General features: G+C 71.0%; 15 protein-coding genes. 3 read left to right on the top strand and 12 right to left on the bottom strand.

Annotation, left to right across the window (positions count from 1 at the left end; all coding sequences use genetic code 11):
* Positions 1 to 69 precede the first annotated feature (69 nt).
* Entirely contained in the window at positions 70 to 483 is a 414-nt protein-coding gene (locus BLU09_RS17565) for a DNA-binding transcriptional response regulator (RefSeq protein WP_090490693.1), read from the top strand.
* Positions 476 to 973: a DUF6232 family protein gene (locus BLU09_RS17560; protein WP_090490692.1), complete on the top strand. Its 498-nt coding sequence runs from the start codon at positions 476 to 478 to the stop codon at positions 971 to 973. Before BLU09_RS17565 ends, BLU09_RS17560 begins: the two co-directional genes overlap by 8 nt.
* 211 nt (positions 974 to 1,184) lie before the next feature.
* Here BLU09_RS17560 and BLU09_RS17555 read toward each other — a convergent pair whose 3' ends face one another.
* The 10 genes from BLU09_RS17555 to BLU09_RS17510 all read right to left on the bottom strand — a co-directional run bounded on the left by BLU09_RS17555 (position 1,185) and on the right by BLU09_RS17510 (position 13,533).
* Positions 1,185 to 2,177, bottom strand: a complete 993-nt coding sequence (locus BLU09_RS17555) for a sulfotransferase family protein (RefSeq protein ID WP_090490691.1) — start codon at positions 2,175 to 2,177, stop codon at positions 1,185 to 1,187.
* Entirely contained in the window at positions 2,174 to 2,380 is a 207-nt protein-coding gene (locus tag BLU09_RS17550; RefSeq protein ID WP_090490690.1) for a hypothetical protein, read from the bottom strand. The genes BLU09_RS17555 and BLU09_RS17550 overlap by 4 nt, the downstream gene beginning before the upstream one ends.
* Positions 2,370 to 2,951: an aspartyl/asparaginyl beta-hydroxylase domain-containing protein gene (locus BLU09_RS17545; protein ID WP_090490689.1), complete on the bottom strand. Its 582-nt coding sequence runs from the start codon at positions 2,949 to 2,951 to the stop codon at positions 2,370 to 2,372. Before BLU09_RS17545 ends, BLU09_RS17550 begins: the two co-directional genes overlap by 11 nt.
* A gap of 38 nt (positions 2,952 to 2,989) precedes the next feature.
* Positions 2,990 to 4,774, bottom strand: coding sequence for a GGDEF domain-containing response regulator (locus tag BLU09_RS17540; protein WP_090490688.1), 1,785 nt, complete (start codon positions 4,772 to 4,774; stop codon positions 2,990 to 2,992).
* A 120-nt stretch (positions 4,775 to 4,894) separates the two neighbouring features.
* Positions 4,895 to 6,319 (bottom strand): CHASE2 domain-containing protein, encoded by a 1,425-nt coding sequence (locus BLU09_RS17535; protein WP_090490687.1) that lies wholly within the window; start codon positions 6,317 to 6,319, stop codon positions 4,895 to 4,897.
* A 72-nt stretch (positions 6,320 to 6,391) separates the two neighbouring features.
* Positions 6,392 to 7,558, bottom strand: coding sequence for a FecR family protein (locus BLU09_RS17530; protein ID WP_244171805.1), 1,167 nt, complete (start codon positions 7,556 to 7,558; stop codon positions 6,392 to 6,394).
* Positions 7,558 to 9,369, bottom strand: a complete 1,812-nt coding sequence (locus BLU09_RS17525) for an OmpA family protein (RefSeq protein WP_244171804.1) — start codon at positions 9,367 to 9,369, stop codon at positions 7,558 to 7,560. Before BLU09_RS17525 ends, BLU09_RS17530 begins: the two co-directional genes overlap by 1 nt.
* A gap of 185 nt (positions 9,370 to 9,554) precedes the next feature.
* Entirely contained in the window at positions 9,555 to 9,935 is a 381-nt protein-coding gene (locus BLU09_RS17520; protein WP_244171803.1) for a response regulator, read from the bottom strand.
* 110 nt (positions 9,936 to 10,045) lie between these two features.
* Complete coding sequence (locus BLU09_RS17515; protein ID WP_090490683.1) at positions 10,046 to 11,413, bottom strand: sigma-54-dependent transcriptional regulator; 1,368 nt, start codon at positions 11,411 to 11,413, stop codon at positions 10,046 to 10,048.
* Entirely contained in the window at positions 11,410 to 13,533 is a 2,124-nt protein-coding gene (locus tag BLU09_RS17510) for a PAS domain-containing sensor histidine kinase (RefSeq protein WP_090490682.1), read from the bottom strand. Before BLU09_RS17510 ends, BLU09_RS17515 begins: the two co-directional genes overlap by 4 nt.
* Before the next feature lie 194 nt (positions 13,534 to 13,727).
* On the opposite strand from BLU09_RS17510, the gene BLU09_RS17505 reads away from it, so the two are divergent.
* Complete coding sequence (locus BLU09_RS17505) at positions 13,728 to 14,918, top strand: fatty acid desaturase family protein (RefSeq protein ID WP_090490681.1); 1,191 nt, start codon at positions 13,728 to 13,730, stop codon at positions 14,916 to 14,918.
* A 19-nt stretch (positions 14,919 to 14,937) separates the two neighbouring features.
* Here BLU09_RS17505 and BLU09_RS17500 read toward each other — a convergent pair whose 3' ends face one another.
* Both BLU09_RS17500 and BLU09_RS17495 read right to left on the bottom strand, forming a co-directional pair.
* On the bottom strand, positions 14,938 to 15,618 hold the full coding sequence (locus BLU09_RS17500; RefSeq protein WP_090490680.1) for a phosphoribosyltransferase: 681 nt from the start codon (positions 15,616 to 15,618) through the stop codon (positions 14,938 to 14,940).
* Positions 15,619 to 15,794: 176 nt separating this feature from the next.
* A complete protein-coding gene (locus BLU09_RS17495; RefSeq protein WP_090490679.1) occupies positions 15,795 to 16,016 on the bottom strand; it encodes a hypothetical protein in 222 nt (73 codons plus the stop codon).
* Positions 16,017 to 16,061: the final 45 nt, after the last annotated feature.

Genomic DNA, 16,061 nt, shown 5'->3' with positions numbered 1-16,061 from the left:
GTTCGCCCGCACGTTGCCCGGGCTCTCAGGGCGGGGACAGCGGGCATGGGCATTGCTTGATGTTGCAACGTGAAGTCCTCGTCCATTGCCCGTGCCCTCCTGCTCGGAGGGGATGCGTCGCTCAGCTCGCTCCTGATGGACGTGCTGGCCGAGCTGGGCATCGCGCTGGAGTCGGACGCGCCGGCTGGTGGGTGTCCGGACCTCGTGCTCGTCCACGTCGAGCGCGGTGAGAGTCTCCAGCGTCGGCTTCAGCGCGCCCGGGAGCTTTCGCCCCAGGGGCCCATCATCGTGCTGGTGCCCTTCGCCGATGAGCGGCTGATGGGACTCGCCCTGCGGCTGGGCGCCCGCGACTGTTTTGCGCTGGGCGGGCCGCTCGGTGAGCTGCGCCGTGTCTTGCTGGCCCACGTTCCAGGTCATCCGAGTTCCGTATTCATCTCTCCCGGCGGGGCCGTGCCGCCGTCCACCGAGTCGCCCCATGATTGAGCCTCTCGCCGTGTCCGCGGTGCCCGCCACTCCCGCGTTTCCGGACCGCCCGCTCGTGGCGCCGCCCGCTCCTTCCGAAGTGCCGCTCTTCCAGGACGCCGGCCTGCGGGTGACGACCGAGCGGATCGTCGCCCGCGGCAGGACGCTGCTGCTCGCGGACGTCCAGCGGGTGGAGACGGTGCGGCGCACGCCTCGCATGGTTCCCGTGCTGGCCACGCTGGGCCTGTGCATGAGCGTGGGGCTGCCGGCCCTGTCCGCGCTGTCCGTCTCCAGCAGCACGGCGAAGGGCGTCTACGAGGCGGCGTTGATTGCCGTCGTCATGGTCATCTTCGGCTGCATCGCGCGACTCGTCCTCGCCGAGGAGTCGTACCGGCTGGTGCTGCATACCCGCGCCGGCTCTTGGCGCGTGCGCGCGAGCAAGGATCCGAAGTCCCTCATGCTGCTCGCCGGGCTCATCCAGGACGCCGTCGCGGCGCGGGGACGGCACTAATCGCGCTGGCCTGGCAGCGGGAGTAGGGCGGGCCTGCGCCAGGACGTAGTCGCGCGCGGCGGCGATACTGCGCGAGCCAGCCATCGCTGCGGGAGCGACGCGGGGCTTCAGCTGGGCATGGCGTGGCATTGCGCGGAGGAGGGTGCCGCCAGCGCCAGGCCGCGCTGAGCAGGCAGCCATGGCCCAGTGACGCAGGCGTCGGTGCCTCCTGCTACGGCACGACATCCCCGCGTAGGCGTTCGGTTTCCAGCGCATCGTGGATGGGACGGCCCCATTGCTCCGCCAGGGCCCGCCCATGCGATGTGACGCGGCGAGCCTTCTCCTCCGTGTCATCCTCGAAGGGCAGCACGGGGTTCTTCGCGTTCCGCTCCAGGACGTCGCGCAAGCGCGGGGTGTCCTCGGCCGTCAGCTCGAGAGCGAACAGCTCCGTGAGCACCCGCAGTCCTTCCGGCTGGAGCTGCCGGTAGTCCATCAGCCGCGCCGGGGCTGTCCGCGCGCGATAGCCTTGGAGGCCCGCGTCGCAAATGGCCGCGAGGACGCGCGCGCCGTACTCGTCCAGGGGCATGCCTTCGATTTGCCCGGGCTCCAGGCCCAGGTGCGCGGGGTTCAGCAGTCCCGGAAGCATGTGCGCGCCCCGGTGATTTTGATGCGATGCCATGACCTCGACGGGGTCCCGGTAGAGGAACATCCATGGCACACCGGGGAAGGCGCGCTGGAGCAGCGGGAGCTCCAGGACGTGCCACGCGTCCAGCTTGAGGAACACCGCGTGTTCCTCCGGATGCCGCTGCTGTCCGAGGGCTCCCACCACCGCGCGCAGCCATTCGATGCGCTGCGTGTCGGTGACCCCTGGCACGTACTGGTGCGCGCGCAGCACCGTGTCTACGGGGCCGGCTTCGGACAGCACGATGTGGCGCGGCAGCGCGGCCAGCAGCTGCGCCACCAGCGTGGAACCACAACGGGACATGTGGAAGACGAGCCCGCGCACCGGGAGACCGGGCTTCTTGGCCTGTCGTGCCACCAGCGCGTTCATGGACGTCTGATGCCGGAAGAGCAGGGCGAATGGGTGGCGGAGCCTGCGCTCTATCGTCTCGTCGAAGAATGGGTCCGTGAATCGCTGGCCACCCATGTGGCACCAGTCCACCCGCGGTTGTCCGCCGTCCACGTGGATGCGCGCGGGCATCCAGCCCTCGAGGTCCGGTGTCATATCCATCGCTCCCGCCAGACCCGGCGGGCGGCGCGCAGGGCTTCGTGGATGTCCTCGGCGTTGAAGTGACAGTCGTGCGCGGCGCCCAGTTCGATGGCGCGTGCCACGAAGGCCGGGGTGTCCGGAGTCTCGCGCAGTGCATCCTGGAGCGTGACGTCCTCCAGGACGCGGAGACGGAAGCGTTCGAAGGCCTCAGCGCCCATTCACGGCCCCCGTGAAGACGTCTCGCAGCCAGTCATTCACGTCGCAGTCCAGCACCAGGTGGACGCGGTCGGTGTCGCTGGGGTTGTCCACCCGGTGGGGGCGGTTGAAGTCGAGGTACCAGCACTCACCGGGCTGGAGGACGACTCGCTCGCCGCCGAGGAAGAAGGCCACGTCGGGGTGCGTGGTGATGGGGACGTGGAGGCGCACCTCGCCGTCCGCGTAACCCAGGTTGTAATCGGTGTGCTCTCGGATGCGCGCGCCCGCCGCGAGCTTCAGCAGCCGCGCGGCGCCGATGGGACACTGAAACGTGGCGAGCACGGCGCGGAACGCGGGGCAACGCGCCAGCAGGGGCGTGTCGGCGTAGCGCTCGCGCCCTGTCGGGTCCGGATAGATGCGGCCTTCCATGCCGCCAATGGAGCGCAGGGGAACGCCGCTCCACTCGCCTTCGTATTCGCGCTTGTTGAAGTGGGGAACCCACGCCTCGGCGGGCAATGCCGCGAGCTCCTGCTGGAGCGGCGCGGCGTCGAAGTGGAAGGGCAGGCGGAGGCGGTCGGGCACGGGCGTCGACATGCGGTGCTCCTCGTCGCGGTGAAGGGTTCCAGCGTGGCTCATGCCAGCCGCAAGGGTCGGTGCTCCGTCTTGGCCCGGATGAGCGCTGCCTGGGCTCGGGCCAGCGTTCCCTGAGGGTCTTCCTCACCCTCGACGGTGACGGCGGCGGACACCACCTCGGGTGCGTCAGGGGTGTCGCGCAGCTTCTGCCGCAATGCTTCGGCCCGCGCCGCGTCCACGCCAGGAAGGGCCAGGAGGAACGCTCCGCCTTCCCAGCGCACCGCGAAGCCTCCAGGGACTCCCAGGGCTTCGGTGACGCGGGCTCCGTCTCGCAGCGTGGCGTCCCCTGCGTCGAAACCTCGAGTCGCGTTGATGCGCCCCAGTCCCACCAGGTCCGCGAGCAGCACGCTGAAGGGCATGCCATCCCTGCGGCAGCGGCCAATCTCGCGCAGCACCCGTTCCTCGCCCGCGCGCCGCGACACCAGTCCCGTCAGCGCGTCCACCCGGTGCTGCCGCTCCCACTCCTCACGGGCTGGCCGGGTGTGTCCGATGTCGGCGAGCGTCAGCATCTGCGCCATGCCGCCCGGGATGGGGAAGGGCCGGGCCACCCAGCGAAGCCGGTGCGGCTGGGGCCGCTCCAGGACCAGCGTCAGGCGGAGGCCTCGGGACGATTCGGAGGCCAGGTCGAGCTGCCGCAGCGTGCTCGCCGGGTCCGCGGTGAGTCCCGCGACGTGCTGGCAGAAGGCATCGAACGTCATGGCCGGGAAGGGCTCCGGCGGCAGGCCCAGCAGGTCCGTCATCGCGGTGTTGCACGCGTGGGGTTTGCGTCCAGGCGCCACCAGCAGGGCCGCGACATCCAGGGCCTGCACGGCATCGCGCAGGAGCCCCAGGGCCGACGCTTCGGTGAGCGCGGGCTCTGCCGGGGCCTTTCCGGTGGCCGGTTTCACCCGGGCCCGTTGTTCCAGGTCCTCCGCGACACGGTTCGCGAGCTCCCGCAGCACGGCCAGGTCCTCGGCTCCCAGGACGAGCGGGCGCGAGTCGATGACGCACAGCGAGCCCAGGACTTCCCCCGTGGACGTCAGCAGCGGTGCGCCCGCGTAGCTGCCCACGATGCCGTTGCGCACCAGCGGGTTGTCACGGAAGTAGGGATGGCGCCGGGCGTCCGGTACGACGAGCGGCTCGCGCCCCTGCACCACGTGGTGACAGAACGCCCAGTCGCGCGGCGTGCCCCGGTCCTTCGCGAGGGTGGGGGGCAGGCCGACGTGGGCCTTGAACCACTGGCGCTCGCCCAGCACCAGCGTCAGCAGCGCCACGGGTACACCGAAGGCCTGGGCGACCTCCTTCACGAGTTGCTGGAGCTCCGCCTCGGGCGGTCCGTTGTCGACCAGGTGCATGGCCGTGATGCTCGCCAGCCGTTGCCGCTCCTGCTCCGCGGCCCCCTCCGCCGGAGGCGGCTGTGGCGCGAGCTGCCCTGCGAGTACGCGACGCAGCGTGTCCCGCATCACCTCCGAGGAGGCTCGGCGACTGAGCAACGCATGGATGCCCAGCGCCTCCTTGAGCTGCCATGCGCGGACGCGCAGCTCGTCGAAGGCAGTGACCACCACGACCTGCGTTGCGGCGGAGTCCTCCTGTTCCCGAAGCCACGTCAGCAACGCGAAGCCATCCAGCCGGGGCAGCGCCAGGTCCGTGACGAGCAGCAGGGGCGCACCTCGCTGGCGCACGACATCTTGGGCTTCCGCTCCATCCTTGGCGACGACGCCTTCCAGGCCTTCCTCCGTCATCAGGGACAAGAGGCCAGCGGCTCGCTGTGGATCGGGCTCGGCGATGAGGGCGTAGCGGCGCATGCAGGAGCGAGGATGCTGCCACGGCTGCTGCCTGGCTCAAGGCCTCGTGTGGCGCGGGTTCGCCCGGAGCGTCTGTTTGGCTATCCGCGAGCCCTGGTGCATTGCGTCGGCGCGGGCGCGCTAGGCGTCTCGCTGCGGCGCCGCCGGCTCCACGGATGCCTGGGGGTAGCGGATGAAGAGCCGGCGGAGGGCGCCTCGCTGCCGGCCCATCTCCTGCGCGCGCGACGCCGCGTCCACCACCAGCATCAGCATGAGGCCCACCCACGAGGGGACCAGCGGAATGACCCAGCCCGGGTCCGACGCCAGCCACGCCACCAGCGCCGTGTGCAGGACCGCCAGCGTCACCGCCCATCGGAGGACCGCGCCGGACGTGCGCGCGCGGCGGCAAAGCCAGACGAAGGCCGCGAGCACCGCCGCGGTCTCCAGAACGCCCAGCAGCGCCACCAGCCCCGACGAGCGCATCAGCCGGCCCGACCGCAGGTTGTCCAGGGCGAAGGCGTGAATCTCCACGCCGGGCACCGCCACCTGGCCGGGCAGGGTGCTCTGGCCATGCAGCCCCGTGGCGGTGACACCCACGAACACTGTCTTGCCTCGCAGCGCCAGGTCCAAGCCCACCGAGCGCGGGTCCGCGTGGAGCAGGTCCGCCAGACTCACCCGGGGCAGCCAGTTGGGCGCGGGCAGCCGCATCAACGGCGCGCCGTGGTCCCATGTCGCCAGCTCACGCAGCGGCTCCGCCCGTTCGGGCGTCAGGTGCAGCGCGGTGGCCAGTGCCAGCGAAGGCCAGGCCTGTCCGCGCACGCCCACGGCGTAAGGATATCGACGGATGACGCCGTCACCGTCCACCAGCATGTTGAGGGTTCCACTGCCTCGAGCCGCCATGCGCAGGGGCGCGATGCTCCCCGCCACCTCCCGGGCCTGGAGCCGCAGCGCGTGGGCGGGCAGGGCCAGCGGCGTGCCCAGGGCGCCATCCTGGAGGGGCGCCATCACCGGGACATCGTCCGTGAGTGCCGCGGCTCCCAGGACGACACCGTTCCCTTCCGAAATCGCTTCGGCCAGCCGGGCATCGCCGTCGCGCGCGAGGAGCCGTGCCTCCAGGTCCGCCGCCAAGGCTTCACCCGCGGGCTGCTCCGTCAGTCCGGAGCGGCGGAGCGCCTCCAGAATGTCTTCACCCAGCTCCAGCGCATCACGCGGCCCGGGCTGGTCGAAGACGACGTCCACCGCCACCGCGGAGGGGCGCTGGGCGGCGAGCGCATGGAAGGCGCGGGCCCACGTGGTGCGTGACAGCGGCCAACGCTCGCTCAGCGTCGCGAGGGCGCGGTCATCCACTTCCACCAGCACCAGGTCCGCGCTCGGCGGCACGGCGGGCAGGAGCCGGCTCACCGCCTGATCGTAGAGCGAGCGCTCCAGGAAGCCCGGTGCGCCACCGGTGGCCGCCGTCACCCCCGCCAGCGCGATGCCCACGCACGCACCCAGCACCCGCAATACGGCGGGTGAGGGCCGACGGAAACCGTCGCGGCGGTGGGGCTCGGCGGGACTGGAGTCCATGGGCGGGGGCCTGCTGGCAGGCAGGGCCCGGCCATCATGCGTGCGCGGGTGGGTGCACGCAACGCAACAGCCTCAGGGCTGGACGTCGAAGGCGTAGATCTTCGAGGGGAAGCCCACGAAGCCGTCTCCGTCCACGGCCATCACCCGCCAGAACCACTTGCCCTGACGGGGCCCGGGAATCGCCAGCTCCGGGCTGGCGCTGTCATACGTCTGGACGCTCGCGGCGAAGTCCGCCGTGCGGGCCACCTCCACGCGGTATGTCGCGGCGCCCTCCAGCGTTCGCCAGGACATCTTTGGGGCCGTGGCGAACGCGCCTCCTCGAGGGCCCACCAGCGTGGGCGCCGGCAGCAGTGGGCGAGGCGGCTCCGGTGGCGAGCCCGGCTTCGCGCGCGAGCCATGTCCGCCCGACACCTCGACCTGGGCTTGCTCCGTGCTGAGGGCCACCTTGCCTTCCAGTGTTTCCAGCCGGCTGGTGCCGTCGTCCTGGGCCGACACGCGGAACCGGGTGCCCCGCACTCCGGCCACCGCGCCGCGCGTGCGGACCTCGAAGATGGAGCCCGCGCCACCCGGCGCCACGTCCGTCTCCACGGTGCCTCGCAGCAAGTCCAACTGCACCTTGCGCTGAAGGTTCGCCATCAGCTCGATGGCGCCCACCTTGATGAGACTGTTCTCCACCACGCGCACCATGCTGCCGTCCGCCAGGGCCAGCTCTGCCCGGGCGTTCGCGCCGGTGCGCAGCAGCTCGCCCGGGTAGAGCGAGTCACCCACCGTCCGCGCGAGGAGCTGGGCTTCCGTCGCGCCGGCCTCCACCGCGCCGCTGGCCGCGCGCAGCCGGGCCACCGCGGGCTGGGCGGGCCGCTCCACGTAGGCGAACTGGAGCTGCGCGGGCTCGCCCTCCACGGACGGCGGCGCCATGGCGGACACACGCGTGCGGGGCACGCCCGCCGCCACCAGCACATCCGCGGCCCGTTTCGCCGCGGCCAGGCCCCGGCCGTCCAGCCGGTCCGCGTTCGGAAGCTTCGCCGCCACCGTCACGGAACGGATGGCGGGGCGCGCCAGGAGCGCTTGGGCCACGTGCGCCAGGCACGCGTCCGTCTCCGCGCCCTGGGGCGCCAGCGGCCGGCCGAACACGATTCGGCCGCTGTCGAAGCGCAGCCCGCCGCACGGCGCCTGCGTCTGCGCGGCGAGCGCGGGTGGACCCGCCAGCATCACCGCCATCATCCAAGGGGCTGTCCGCATCAACGCGTGCCTCCTCCCGTCGAAGGCTCGGCGACCTTCATGATGTTGAACTCGACGCGCCGGTTGTTCTCGCGCCCCTTGGCCGTCTCGTTGGTGTCGACCGGCTTCGCCTCACCATAGCCCACTGCGTCCAGCCGCTGCGCCGCGATGCCTTCCTTCACCAGGAAGGCCACCACATTCCTCGCCCGCCGCTGGGACAGGTCCAGGTTCTTCGCGTCGTTGCCCTGGTCATCCGTGTGGCCTTCCACACGGACCCTCAGGAGCTGCGGGTTCGCCTTGAGCGTGGCGGCCACCTGCCGCAGCAGGCCGTGGGACCTGGCCAGAATCACGTCCTGGCCCGTGCCGAAGTACACCTTGTCCAGGATGACGATGCGCGCTCCCTCCACGCGCACCTGCGCCTTGCCCTGGTCCGGGCAGCCGTCGTCATCCTTCACGCCGTTGATGGTCTCCGCCTCCAGCGGGCACGGGTCCACGGCGTCCGGGATGCCATCCTGGTCGTTGTCGGGGTCGGGGCAACCGTCCTCGTCCTCGAAGCCGTCCAGGTCCTCCGGCTCGGTCGGGCACAGGTCCTCCGCGTCGACGACGCCATCCTTGTCGGTATCCACCGGCGCGGGCGGCAGCGCCAGGGGCGCCGGGGCCGGTGCGGGCTGGCCCGCCTCGGTGGGAGGTTGGTGGGCGTTCGGGTCATCCGGGCAGCCGTCCTCGTCCTGGAAGCCGTTGAAGCTCTCCGGCTCGGTGGGGCACACGTCGGTGACGTCGGGGATGCCGTCACCGTCATCGTCGGGGTCCAGGCAGTTGTCGTCGTCCTGGAATCCGTCGAAGTCCTCGGGCCCCAGGTCGCAGACCGGCGCGGCGGAGGCGGGGCCGCCCTTGGATTCGAACGGCGTCCAGGCCACACCCGCGAGCACGCGGAAGGATGGAGTGCCATAGCCCCGCGACAGGCCCGGGCCCGCGCCCACATGCGCGGCCAACCCAGGGGTGAAGCGGTACTTCAGCGCGGCCAGGGCTTCCATGGGCCGCTCCTCGGCGCTCGTCTCCTTCAGGCCCAGCGCGCCCGCCAGGGTGGCCTGCGCCGTGAGGGCCTGCGTGAGGGGCACCTCGGCGCCCACCGCGTAGGCGAACTCGTTGCCCACGCGGAGGTTGCGCAGTCGCTCCTCGCGGCGGACGTTGAAGCCCACGTTGGCCAGCAAGCGGACGGCGGTGGTGGCCCACTCCGCCACGAAGCGCGGCTGGAACGTCACCGTGTCCGAGCCCAGGAACTTCGAGCCGCCGCCCGTGGGCAACGTCAGCGGCGCCGTCACCGCCAGGTGGATGCCGCTGTCGGTGGAGAGCAGGCGGACCTTCGGCATCAGCCGCAGGTCACCCACGCCCGTGGTCCCCACGCCGTTCGACAGGTCCGGCGCCACCGCGGCGGCGGGCTCCGACGTCGTGTGGGAGATGGGCAGCGCGACGCCAAGCTCCACCCGGTCGAACAGCGAGATGGCGCCCATCAGGTCCAGCGTGAGCTGGCTGTCGACGATGCGGTAGAGGAACCGGTCCGCTCGCGGGTCCACGAGGTTGAGCGGATCATTCGCGTCGTTGAGCGACGCGCCCAGGTTCCAGGAAAGGTGCGGCGCGATGCGCGCGCCATGCATGCCGAGCACGTCATGGGCACCCGGGGCCGGCTTGTACTGCTGCACGTCGATGGCCTGCGACGCCGCGGGTTGGGCGCTGGCGGTGGCCGAAGCCACCAGCAACAACGGGGCGGCGAGCCGTGTCACGCGGCGAAGGAAGCTGCGCGGTGAGGACGGGGTGATGTGAGGAACGCGCATGGAAGGTCGAGGCTGGGACGAGCCCCGCCGAGGAGCCGCGAAGGTTGTCACCGGCGGATGACTGACTCAAGAAACGATGAGCCGTCGGTGTCTCAGTTGTTCGGAGCCGCCCCGGCGACATGCAACGCAATGGCGCGTCGTCGCGCGGAGCCTGGGCGGCGCGTACGCGGCGGCAGGGGCGCGAACTACACGGCGGCGGCGGCGAGCAGGCGTGAGACGTGCTCAGCCAGCGCGGGCAGCGGCTGCGGCTTGGAAAGCACCAGGTCCACGCCCAGCGCCTGCGCGCGGTCGGTGAGCTCCTGGGTGGCGAACGCCGTCAGCAGCACCACCCGCGTCTGGGGCGTGTAGCGGCGCACGAAGTCCGCCAGCATCAGCCCTTCTTCGGAGAGCGTTCCGCTCAGGCGCAGGTCGCTGATGACCAGGTCGTAGCGGCCCGTCGTCATCAGGTCCAGGGCCTCATTCAGCGCGCCGGCCGAGTCCACGCGGTAGCCGGCCCCGGAGAAGAACTGGCCCAACACCCAGCAGAGGGAGGACTCGTCGTCGACGATCAGGATGTTCTGCGCCACGGAGCGGGCCCTCAAGCAAGCTCAGGGCCAGAGACGGGCTTGTCTCGGTTCCAAGTAAATTCCGGTGCTTGCTCCCGCGCCCCGGCTCGCGACTGCTTGCTGTGTCCAGGTTACGGATCCGGTTTCTGGAATCCGGACCGGTTGATGCCCAGGCGCTTCAGCCGTTCGTAGAGGGACGACCGAGGAATGCCGAGCCGCGCGGCGGCGCGCTCCACGTGGCCGTGCTCGCGCCGGAGGATGCGCTCGATGTGGCGGCGCTCCAACTCCTCGAGGGTGAGGTGGTCGTCGGCGTCGGAGGCGGGCTCGCCGGCGGTGGCCTCGAAGCGCAAGTCTCCCCGGGACAGGGGCCCGCCGCCGGACAGCAGCACCGCGCGCTCCAGCACGTTGCGCAGCTCGCGGATGTTGCCAGGCCAGGCGTAGCGGGTGAGGGCCGTCTCCGCGTCGGGTTGCAGCCCCACGCCGCCGCGGCCTCGCGCCGCGCCCAGCTCCGCCAGGAAGTGGTGCGCCATCCCGACGATGTCCTCGGGCCGCTCACGCAGCGGGGGGACATGGAGGATGAGCGTGCTGACGCGGAAGTAGAGGTCGCTGCGGAACCGCTTGTCCCGGGCGGCCACGGCCAGGTCTTGGTGCGTGGCCGCGATGAGGCGCACATCCACGCGGCGGTCCCTCACGTCGCCCAGCCGCCGGAAGCGCTTCTCCTCCAGCACCTTCAAGAGCTTGGGCTGGACGGCCGAGTCCATGTCGCCAATCTCGTCCAGGAAGAGGGTGCCTCGGTCGGCGACCTCCAGCAGGCCCTGCTTGGCGGCCACCGCGCCGGTGAAGGCGCCCTTCTCGTGGCCGAACAGCTCCGAGTCGAGCAAGTCCTTGGAGAGCGCCGCGCAGTTGAGGTCCACGAAGGGCGCGTCCTTGCGCGGGCCGCCTTCATGCAGCCACCGCGCGAGCACGCTCTTGCCGCTGCCCGTCTCGCCGGTGATGAGCACCGGACTGTCACTTTCGATGATGCGTTCGGCCTGCGCCTGGAGCGCGCGGATGGCGGCGCTGCCACCCATGAAGGGGTTCACCGTCCCACGGATGATGCGCGAACGCTCCGCCAGCAGCCGCTGCCGCTCGCGGCGCTGCGACACCAGCCGGTCCAGCACCACCTTGAGGACGGCCAGCTCCACCGGCTTGGTGAGGAACTGCTCGGCGCCTTCCTTCACGGCCTGGACGGCCAGCTCGATGGAACCATGGCCGGTGAGCACCACCAGGGGCACCGAGGCGTCGATGTCCTTGAGGCGCGGCAGCAACTCCAGCGCGGTGCCGTCCGTGAGCCGGTAATCCACCACGGCCACGTCCGGACGCGAGGTGCGGAACGCCTCCTGCGCCTCCGCGAGGCTGGTGGCCTCGTCCACATCGAACCCATGGGCGGTGAGAAAGCCTCTCATGCCCAGTCGGATGCCGGGCTCGTCGTCCACGAGAAGGATTCGGGTGCGCGTCATGAAGTCAGGGAGTCTACGCGCTGGGTTGATACACGCGAAGAAACAGCAGGAAGCAGCAGTGTGACTTCCGCGCCGCCCTCCGGGTGATTGCGCAAGCGGATGATACCCTGATGCTCCTCCAGGATGCGTTGGACGATGGACAGGCCCAGCCCCGTGCCGCCGCGCCGCTTGCTGAAGAAGGGCTCGAAGACATGGGACAGGTCCTCCGCGCGGAAGCCCGGCCCACCGTCGCGCACGGTGCACCGCACCCAGGCCCGGCCCGCCTCTTCCACTTCTTCCGTCGCCACCCGCACCGCGCTGCCCGCCGGTGAATGCTGCACCGCGTTCTCCACCACGTTGCGAAACACGTGAAACAAACGCCGGGCATCCATGCGAACACGGGGCAGCTCCGCCGCCAACTCGCGATTCACATTCACACCGGCGCGCTCACTGGCCAGCGCGCACGCGGAGAGCGCATCCACCACCACCGGGAGCACGGGGCCTTCCACCCATTCACCGCGGGTGGGGCGGCCGTACTCGAAGAGCTCTTGTGTGAGGTGGTTGAGGCGCTTCACCTCACCGCGCAGCACGTCGACGTAGGGCTTGAGCTCCGCGCGTGCGCCGAAGGTCGCCTCCACCGCGTCGACCACCGCGGAGATGGAGAAGAGGGGATTGCGGACCTCGTGGGCCACGCCCGCGACGATGGCGCCCATGGCGGCCATCGTCTCACTGCGCCGCAGGCTGGCCTGGAGCTCCAGGAGACGCGTCACCTCCGTGGCCACCAGGATGACGCGCGAGTCCTCGCCGCCCGCTTCCTCCACCCACGTGGCGGATACCTCCCACGTGCGGCGCGACACCGGGTCGCCCAGCTCGCGCGTGGCGCTGGCGCGGGTGCGGCGCAGCTCCTCCACCAACGGCAGTGCGTGTGACCAGGGTGGGGCACTGGCCGCGGTGAACAGCGGCTGACCGGACGGGTCCATGCCTCCAAAGAGCGCGATGGCGGCGGCGTTGAGACGCTGGACGGTGCCATCCGACCCCAACACCATCAGCGGCGAGGCCACCGCGTCGAAGGTGCGGCGCCATTCCTGGGCGGAGCGGCGGAAGCTGTCATGCAGGCGCTGGCGCAGGTCATCCGCGAGCCGCCGGTCGGTGATGTCGGTGACGACGCAGCCGACATGCAGCTCCGCCTGCGCATCCAACGCGGAAGCGGCGGCGCGGCTGCGCACCCAGCGCACGCGGCCGTCGGCGCAGATGATCCGGTGCTCCAGCTCCGCCTCGGCGCCGGGGGCCAGGCCCTCGATGCTGGCCCGGTAGCGGGCGCGGTCCTCGGGGTGGATCATCTCCGCCCACAGCGGCGGCGGTCCGCCATCCGGCGCGGGCTGGACGAACGCGGAGGCGGCATAGCCGGTGGTGCGCTCGATGACGGGCGTGCAGTAGAAGTCGCGCAGCCTCCCGCCGCGCAGCTTGCCGCCCCACAGGTAGTCCGGCAGCGAGCGCGTCAACACGTCCAGCCGGCCCTCGTGCTCCTGGAGGCTCTTCTCCGCGCGCATGCGCTCGGTGAGCTCGGACATCGCGGCGATGACACCCAGCACCTCGCCGTTCGCGCCGCACACGCGCAGGTAGCTGCCGAACCAGAAGCGGCTCTCGCCCGGAGCGGCGGGCGTCTCCACCTGGAGCAGGGTGTCCTGGATGGAGGCCCCCGTGCTGAGCGCCAGTTGGAGGCGCGGAGCGATGCGCTTGCCCAGGTCGGGCATCACCTCGGTGACGTGCCGGCCCAGATGCCGCTCCGCGGGCAGGCCATGCATCGCCGCCAGGGCCGTGTTGATGTGGACGTAACGCAGCTCGCGGTCGAAGAAGGCGAAGCCCACGGGCGTCACGTCCATGACGGCTGCGCGAAGCGCGCTGGCGTCATCCGCGCTGCGCAGGGCAGCGTCCCGTGCGCGGTGCGCGCGCTCCCGGGTTCGCAGGAGCAACAGCGCCAGGGTGCCGCTGATGAGCAGCCCCACGGCGGCGGTGAGGAGGACGCGGGCAGGGGGGCTCACCGCCCCGGAGTAGCTCCAGACTCCCTCGACGGCCGCGGAGAGAGTCGTGGCCACGAGGACGGCCAGCAGCAACTGTCGGCGGGAAGGAAACTCGTGCATGCGGTGGGCGGCGAGCGCCGGAGTTTAACCGCAATCCCCGGTCGGACGGTGGCTCGTCGGGCATTGGCGTGCCGCCCTGATGGCGTCGCCGACGAGGGAACGGGCCCATGGATGTCTACATCCGGAATATTCGGGCCTGGGACTAGATTGGTGGCCGCCAACCTGGATGCCCTCACCGAGATGCCGACTCCATCATGACCCTGGCAGTCCCCCTGCTCGTCGACGAAGTGCCGCGGACATCCCTTCCCACCCCCCACCCCCACGTACTCGCCGAGCCGGAAGCCTTCGCCCAGGACCTTCAGGCGCTCAAGCAGGAGCTGGAGTCATCGCTCGGCGAGGCGGACCTGGCACACGCGCGGAAGATTGAACGCTGGGGCCGGGCCTGTTCCGCGCTGGGCTACGCGACGGCGTGGCTGATGCCCAATCCCGTGTCGGCGCTGCTCATCGCGCAAGGCAACACGGCGCGCTGGACGATGATGGCCCATCACATCACGCACCGGGGCTACGACAAGGTGCCGGGCGTGCCGGCGCACTACACGGGCAAGCGCTTCGCCACCGGGTGGCGCCGCTTCCTGGACTGGCCGGATTGGATTCATCCCCAGGCGTGGCGGCATGAACACAACGTGCTGCACCACGGACACACGGGGGAGACGGCGGACCCGGATCTGGTGGAGATGAACACGGAGTGGCTGCGCCAGTCGCGCATGCCCATGCTGGCCAAGTACGCGCTGGTCGCGTTCTTCGCCTGCACGTGGAAGGTGACGTACTACGCGCCCAACACGTTCCTGGAGTGGCGGCGCTTCGAACGCAAGCGCGCGGGAGGCGCGGACGAATCAGGCACGTTGCCCCTCATCACCGCCTTCAACCCGTTCACCGTCGAAGGCCGTGCCTTCTGGTGGACGTGTCTGCTGCCCTACGCGGGCCTGCGCTTCGTGCTGCTGCCCGCGCTCTTCGCGCCACTGGGCGCGTGGGCCGTCCTCAGCGTCTTCGCCAACAGCGTCTTCGCGGAAGTGCTCACCAACATCCAGAGCTTCGTGCTGATCGCGCCCAACCACGCGGGGGACGACCTCTACCGCTTCGAGGGCCGGGCGCGCAGCAGCGCGGAGTTCTCCGTGCGGCAGGTGGTGGGCTCGGTGAACTACGCCACCGGCAACGACGTGGTGGACTTCCTCCACGGCTGGCTGAACTACCAGATCGAGCACCATCTCTGGCCCAGCCTGCCCATGACGCGCTACCGGCAGGCGCAGCCGAAGGTGAAGGCGCTGTGCGAGAAGCACGGCGTGCCTTACGTGCAGGAGGGCGTCTTCCGCCGCGTGAAGCGGTTGGTGGACATCATGGTGGGGCGGACGTCCATGCGCGCATGGGGGCCGGCTCCGCGCGGCTGAGGTCCGCGAGGCGCCGGGCTCAGGCGGAGGGCTGTGTTTCGCTGGCAGCCCCTTCCCGGGTTGACTCGGCGAGCAGGGCGCGCACCTCGTCGTCCTCCGTCTGCGCGAAGTCGCGGTACCACAGGCCCACGGAGTAGAAGGGCTCGGGCATGCGGACGCAGACGACCTCGTCCGCCACCTGGGCCAGGCTTTCGCAGGACTCGGCGGCGGCCACGGGCACGGCCACGATGATGGCCGCGGGCTCCAGGAGCCGCAGCGCCGCCACGGCCGCCCGCATCGTCGTTCCCGTGGCCAGCCCGTCATCCACCAGGAGGACGGTGCGCCCACGCACGTCGGGGAGCGGCCGGCCTTCCCGGTAGCGCTCTTCCCGCCGCTGGAGCTCCACGGCCTCGCGGCGCGCCGCGGCTTCAATCTGTTCGCGACCGATGTTCAGCTCGTCCACGACCTCGCGGTTGAGCACCCGCACGCCCCCGGAGGCGATGGCGCCCATCGCCAGCTCCTCGTGGCCGGGCGTGCCCAGCTTGCGGACCAGGAAGACATCGAGCGGCACTCCGAGCTTCCGCGCGACTTCGGCGCCCACGGGCACGCCGCCCCGTGGCAGCGCCAGCACCAGGGTGCCGGGTTGCCGCGCATGGCGCCGCAGGTGGTCCGCGAGCACGCGGCCTCCCTCATAGCGGTCCTGGAATTCGGGCTCTCGCATTCCGCCACTCCTCGCCGCTGCCTGGAATGGAGCGGGCGCTCGTCAGGGAAAAAGTGGCCACGCCGGTCGCCTCGTGGAACGGGACGGGCGTTCGCGCTGGCACCCGCCGCTCGCCTGGGCTCCCGTCTTCCCACCGAGCGGTGCGGCGTGCTCGTCCGCCGCGCTCCCGGTGTTGCTCACGCGATGATTTCTGGCCGCCCAGGCTGATGGGGTACCGGCGGGTCATGAATGCCGGGTGGCTTGATTTCGGGCGGCTGCGGCGGCTCGATTTCCGGCGGCTGTCGCGTAGGTGGGTCCTTCTTCGGCGGCGCCTGTGGCCCGGGAGGCTCACGCCCGGGCTTCTTGTCGGGGTCGGGGTCCTTCACGGGCGAGTCAGGTGTCGTCGGTACCTCGGGCATGCCGTGTTGCTCCTCTCGGGTTGACCAGCACGAAAGACAGTGGGC

The sequence above is a fragment of the Myxococcus virescens genome (assembly GCF_900101905.1).
Classification (GTDB): Bacteria; Myxococcota; Myxococcia; order Myxococcales; family Myxococcaceae; genus Myxococcus; species Myxococcus virescens.
The sequence above is the reverse complement of the archived record's forward strand: the minus strand, read 5'-3'. Positions and strand labels throughout refer to the sequence as shown.

Excerpts from the sequence above, each read along its gene's own strand:
- BLU09_RS17545 (WP_090490689.1), bottom strand. The coding sequence starts at position 2,951 with ATGTCGACGCCCGTGCCCGACCGCCTCCGCCTGCCCTTCCACTTCGAC.
- BLU09_RS17505 (WP_090490681.1), top strand. The coding sequence starts at position 13,728 with ATGACCCTGGCAGTCCCCCTGCTCGTCGACGAAGTGCCGCGGACATCC.
- BLU09_RS17560 (WP_090490692.1), top strand. The coding sequence starts at position 476 with ATGATTGAGCCTCTCGCCGTGTCCGCGGTGCCCGCCACTCCCGCGTTT.
- BLU09_RS17500 (WP_090490680.1), bottom strand. The coding sequence starts at position 15,618 with ATGCGAGAGCCCGAATTCCAGGACCGCTATGAGGGAGGCCGCGTGCTC.
- BLU09_RS17515 (WP_090490683.1), bottom strand. The coding sequence starts at position 11,413 with ATGACGCGCACCCGAATCCTTCTCGTGGACGACGAGCCCGGCATCCGA.
- BLU09_RS17540 (WP_090490688.1), bottom strand. The coding sequence starts at position 4,774 with ATGCGCCGCTACGCCCTCATCGCCGAGCCCGATCCACAGCGAGCCGCT.
- BLU09_RS17535 (WP_090490687.1), bottom strand. The coding sequence starts at position 6,319 with ATGGACTCCAGTCCCGCCGAGCCCCACCGCCGCGACGGTTTCCGTCGG.
- BLU09_RS17530 (WP_244171805.1), bottom strand. The coding sequence starts at position 7,558 with ATGCGGACAGCCCCTTGGATGATGGCGGTGATGCTGGCGGGTCCACCC.
- BLU09_RS17550 (WP_090490690.1), bottom strand. The coding sequence starts at position 2,380 with ATGGGCGCTGAGGCCTTCGAACGCTTCCGTCTCCGCGTCCTGGAGGAC.
- BLU09_RS17555 (WP_090490691.1), bottom strand. The coding sequence starts at position 2,177 with ATGACACCGGACCTCGAGGGCTGGATGCCCGCGCGCATCCACGTGGAC.
- BLU09_RS17525 (WP_244171804.1), bottom strand. The coding sequence starts at position 9,369 with ATGCGCGTTCCTCACATCACCCCGTCCTCACCGCGCAGCTTCCTTCGC.
- BLU09_RS17495 (WP_090490679.1), bottom strand. The coding sequence starts at position 16,016 with ATGCCCGAGGTACCGACGACACCTGACTCGCCCGTGAAGGACCCCGAC.
- BLU09_RS17510 (WP_090490682.1), bottom strand. The coding sequence starts at position 13,533 with ATGCACGAGTTTCCTTCCCGCCGACAGTTGCTGCTGGCCGTCCTCGTG.